Source organism: Fusobacterium sp. (genome assembly GCF_029258315.1).
GTDB lineage: Bacteria > Fusobacteriota > Fusobacteriia > Fusobacteriales > Fusobacteriaceae > Fusobacterium_B.
The window spans coordinates 1-3,897 of sequence record NZ_JARHZE010000007.1; the positions used below are offsets into that span (position 1 = coordinate 1).

The 3,897-nt window shown below is 23.5% G+C and carries 5 protein-coding genes; 3 read left to right on the forward strand and 2 right to left on the reverse strand.

Annotated elements, in window-relative coordinates:
* The coding region (locus Q1J48_RS00470) for a hypothetical protein (RefSeq protein ID WP_300360583.1) at window positions 1-267 on the forward strand (267 nt) is incomplete at its 5' end.
* Window positions 268-312: 45 nt separating this feature from the next.
* Here Q1J48_RS00470 and Q1J48_RS00475 read toward each other — a convergent pair.
* A complete protein-coding gene (locus Q1J48_RS00475) occupies window positions 313-1,326 on the reverse strand; it encodes an HNH endonuclease (RefSeq protein ID WP_300360584.1) in 1,014 nt (337 codons plus the stop codon).
* A gap of 116 nt (window positions 1,327-1,442) precedes the next feature.
* Window positions 1,443-2,087, reverse strand: coding sequence for a hypothetical protein (locus Q1J48_RS00480; protein ID WP_300345248.1), 645 nt, complete (start codon window positions 2,085-2,087; stop codon window positions 1,443-1,445).
* A gap of 309 nt (window positions 2,088-2,396) precedes the next feature.
* On the opposite strand from Q1J48_RS00480, the gene Q1J48_RS00485 reads away from it, so the two are divergent.
* Both Q1J48_RS00485 and Q1J48_RS00490 read left to right on the forward strand, forming a co-directional pair.
* Window positions 2,397-2,792, forward strand: coding sequence for a hypothetical protein (locus Q1J48_RS00485; protein WP_300360585.1), 396 nt, complete (start codon window positions 2,397-2,399; stop codon window positions 2,790-2,792).
* An 870-nt stretch (window positions 2,793-3,662) separates the two neighbouring features.
* The coding region (locus Q1J48_RS00490) for a hypothetical protein (RefSeq protein WP_300360586.1) at window positions 3,663-3,897 on the forward strand (235 nt) is incomplete at its 3' end.

Sequence of the window (3,897 nt, forward strand, 5' to 3'; positions counted from 1 at the left end):
CAACTTATAGAACTTTTAAAATATAAAAAATCAAATATCCAAAAGGTTGAGATATTTGGGGACAATTTTTATTTTTCTTGCCAAGATAATTCTACAATTTTCTTAAAAGAGGACACAACACCTGTGATGATTGAGATTGGAGCTTTTATTCTTTCTTTTGAGAGAAATGAGGTTTTAAAAGGTGTGATAGGGGACGACAACAGTTATGTTTACACTTGTAGAAACTTTAAAGTAAAGGTAACCTTTGATAATGAAATGATACTTTAAATATAGAGAAAAGACTTGATAATTCTACCAAGTCTTTTTTTATTATTATTTATTATTGGAATTTTTAAAAATATTTTCTCTGTGATATTTAAAGTATTTCTTTTCTTTTTCTGTTAAATTTATTTTCATATTTAAATTAATGTTAAAATCCTTTAAATCACCATCTTTAATTTCATCAGAAATAAGAATTTTTCCATCATCATCAAAGGAAATAAAGCCTTTATCAAAAAGTTGATCATGAAGAGGACAAAGCAAAAGTACATTATTAACATCTAGTCTTTCATCTTTTGTTGATTTGCTCCAAGGTTTAATATGACTAGCTATTAGTAGTTCTTTTTTATCTATACTGCAAAGTTCACACTTATTTTTTAAGAGAATCAATTTATCTCTTAATTTTGATTGACCAATTCTTGTTTTTATAATGATTTCTTTTTCTGTTTTTTCTAAAGAGATGACATCCTCGTCTTCAAGTAAGTTTTTAACATCCTCAGAAACGAAAAAATTATCGTCGTTTAAGGCATATATATTAATATTATCATAAAGGATTTTATGTTTAAAAGAATAAAAATAATTAATTAAATCTTCGGGAGATTTTATATCATCATCGTCCTCTTTTAGAGACCATTGTCTAAACATATTATATCCATCGTGCCATAATTTTCCAAAGGTTAAAGTTTCTAGTTTTTTAGTATTTTTTGATAATCTAAAAGGTTCATCAAAGATTACTACCTTATTAAAGTATATTAGATTTTTAAATTCTTTATCATTCCAAAAATTTTTAGCTAATTGAGAATCAATTTCTTTTTTAGCAACTACTCCAAAGCCATCAAAACATTGATATTTTTCTTTATCTGTAGTTCTAAAGAAAATAATATCTCCAGCTTCAATGGAGTTGTAGGTTCTTATATTACTTTTTCCATCTTTAAAACCCCAAACACCAGAACTATCATTTGTAAATTGAGATATTTTTATCCCATTAAAAGTAATTCTTTTTTTTATAGTATTATTATAATTTGTTTCTGAAATTTTGTTAGTGATAGGAATATAAAAGATTTTCATTTTAAACCTCCATAAATACAAAGTTATAATATATTACTCTTAGTATAAGATTAAAAAATAAGATTGTCAATAACTTTTATTTAAATGAAAAAGTAGGGAAGAATTTTCCCCACTCGTTATATAACCTCGCTACAAAAAGTACCAATATTTTCAATTTTATTAGTAAAGAAGTAAAAGATACTTACATTACATTGAGGGAGATTTAAAGAGAAATAGTGATCTCTCCAATAGAAGAAATCGAAATTATTTTGACTAGCCTCTCTTATAATCAAAGAGTCTGTGTTATCAATCTCTTGAAAAAGTTCCTCAAGAAGTTTATCAATATTACTATCTAATTTTAAGTTAAGTCCAGTAGTAGACTTACTTTTTTTATTTTTATGACAAGCCTTTTCGATACCGAAGATTTTAAATTTAAAGTCAAGGTATTTGATCCAGAAAATTATATCTTCTCTCTCCTCGTCACTATAATTTTTCTCTTTTTTAAGGAAAAGATTTTTTATATGCTGTTCAAAATTCCCCAGTATATTAGAATTACAATTTTTACAGCAAGGTAAACAAGAAAGGTGATAAGAATAAAGGTTGTCCTCTGGTGAGATGTAAAAAGATTTTTTCACATCATTTTCAAAAGACCACTTAGGGAAAAGATGTTCCCTAGTTATCCCCTTTTCCTCTCCACAGAAGATGCAAGTTTTTCCACTTGGATCAAAGGGCTTAGTATTTTCTTTAATAATCTTATGTAATTTTAAAATAGATTGATTCATAATTATCCTCATTAGATGTTTTCTTAAATTTTATAATATAATTTGAAAAAAATCAATATAATTCTATATTTAAAGTAAATATTTATATATTTTTTTAATTTAGATAAGGAAAAAATAGATGGTATAGAAAAAAGAGAAAAAAATTTATAAAAAGATAATTTATAGTAAATAATTTTGATAAAGAGATAGTGAAAAAAATTTTAAATAAAGAAATTATTAAAAATTGATTTTGCTAGAATAAAATGATATTATAGCAATATAAAAGAGATAAAAATTAAAAAATTAATTTTATTGAGAAAAGGGGGAACTATGTTATTTCTAATATCCTTAGGGGTTCTTTATTGGGCTTATAAAAATAAAGCTATTTTAGAGGAAAAAATAAAAAATCAATGTGGTGAAGAGGTAGATTTTAAACTTTATTCAAAGGAAAGTTTAATAAGACTTGGGGTTGCCTCAATTTTTGTTTGCTTTGGATTTGTAACGATAGGTGGCTCTTTAGTACTAAGTTGTTTTTTAATGGGGATAGTCTTTTTAATTTTACTTTATGAAATATTTTTGGCTTATAAAAAGACAAACTTTAAATATGGTACAATTGTATCTCTTATATATATAATTTTATTTTTTACATTTATTTCCTTTGAAATTACTGCATTTTCTTTCTTTATATTTGTAATAGCTTGGTTACTTGGCTTATTTTATTTATAGGAAAAAATTTTTCTAATGTTTTGTTAGAGTATAGGATAAGTTGAAAAAATTAGATATTAGATAAAATGATATAGAAATATTGTATTCTATTAATTTATATATGGGGAAAAATCTTCCCTATACTAAAATGTTTAAGAGTAGTAAAAAGCAGAAAAAAAGAAATAAAATTTTTTTAAATAAGAAAAAATTAAATTAAAGAAAAGAGATTAAAAAGGTGTTTTAACTAGTGGGGAAAAATCTTCCCTACAATATTTTATATTTTTCTTTGGGAAATTAAAAATATTTGATATAATAAATCTACCAAGGAACAAGGATTTTCTTGGAACTAAGTTGAGAGCTGAATTAACCCAGCTCTTTTTTCTTTACCTTTTTAGAGAGGTGCTTTTATAGCTAGATATTATTAAAAAAAGAATTATATTTAACTTTAAATTCTTATTTATCAAAGGAATAAAATTGATTATATAAAAGATAAAGTTTAAAAGAAAAAAAATTTATAAATTCTCCTTAAAATTAAAAGACTAAAAAAATAATTATAGATTCTTATTTATCAAAGGGATAAAATAAACTTGATTATATAAAAGGTAAAGTTTAAAAGGAAAAAACTTATAATCTCCCCTTAAAATTAAAAGACTAAAAAAATAATTATAGATTTTTATTTATTAAAGGAATAAAATTAAATTAATTATATAAAAAATAAAATTTAAATAGAAAGAATTTACCATAATTTACAAGGCTATAATAATTATAAAAAGGCTAATTTTTATAAAAGACTATTAATATAATCTCTATAATTATTTATTTTAAAATATATTGACTGTCAAAAAAGAAATTGCTATAATCTATAATAATTTTGGGCGTGAGGGGGTAAAAATGAAGAAAATTACAATTATATCTTTTATACTTGGGGCGGTGGCATTAGTATTCTTTTGTAGTAATAAGTTCTACATAGAAAACACAAGAAAAATGTCATTTTTAGATGGTGAAACAGTGGAAGAATATGTGATTGATAAAATTAAAGTAGGTGAAATATATGCTTTAAATAAGGATAATCCATATTTAGATAAGGTTTTATTGGAGAAATTGGACTTTGAATCATCTAGAATTG

Bases quoted from the DNA above. Each gene is read 5' to 3' on its own strand.
- Q1J48_RS00475 (WP_300360584.1), bottom strand. From the start codon at position 1,326: ATGAAAATCTTTTATATTCCTATCACTAACAAAATTTCAGAAACAAAT.
- Q1J48_RS00480 (WP_300345248.1), bottom strand. From the start codon at position 2,087: ATGAATCAATCTATTTTAAAATTACATAAGATTATTAAAGAAAATACT.
- Q1J48_RS00485 (WP_300360585.1), top strand. From the start codon at position 2,397: ATGTTATTTCTAATATCCTTAGGGGTTCTTTATTGGGCTTATAAAAAT.